Here is a 535-nt window from a genome sequence, read left to right on the forward strand (position 1 = left end):
TAGGGCGTGTCCTCAATTCATCTTGCAATGAATGATAGTACACGCCAGATAAAGCATTGACTTAAAATTACGAGCCAACTTCTCATAGCGAGTGGCTATACTACGGAAGTGCTTGAGTCTCGCAAACATATTTTCTACTAAATGGCGCAGTTTGTATAAATAGCTATCAAACTCTGGATTAGGCTGTTTGGCATTTTTCCTTTTAGGGATGACAGGCACCATATCGTGGGTACGGGCTTTGTCTCTGATGGCTTCTGAGTCATAGCCTTTATCAGCGATAAAGTAATCTGCCTGTCCAATCATGTCAATCAATTCACCTGCAACTTGACTGTCGTGGACGTCACCCCCAGTGATTTTAAAATGGAGCGGATATCCATCGGCATCACAGGATAGGTGTATCTTTGTAGTTGCGCCGCCACGGCTTCGTCCAATTGCTCGATCTTCACCACGCCGAGCTCCACTTGCATGCTGGTGACACCGTATATAACTTCCGTCGATGAATACCCATTCCGTATCAACTTCTTTTCGTAGGCTA

The 535-nt window shown here is 45.0% G+C and carries 1 protein-coding gene; it reads right to left on the minus strand.

Going from position 1 to position 535, the window contains the following annotated elements; genetic code table 11:
- Positions 1-12 precede the first annotated feature (12 nt).
- On the minus strand, positions 13-535 hold a 523-nt coding region (locus JFC07_RS13075), incomplete at its 5' end, for an IS5 family transposase (protein WP_198329232.1).

Origin of the sequence: Psychrobacter faecalis (assembly GCF_016107575.1) — a bacterium.
GTDB classification, from domain to species: Bacteria; Pseudomonadota; Gammaproteobacteria; order Pseudomonadales; family Moraxellaceae; genus Psychrobacter; species Psychrobacter faecalis.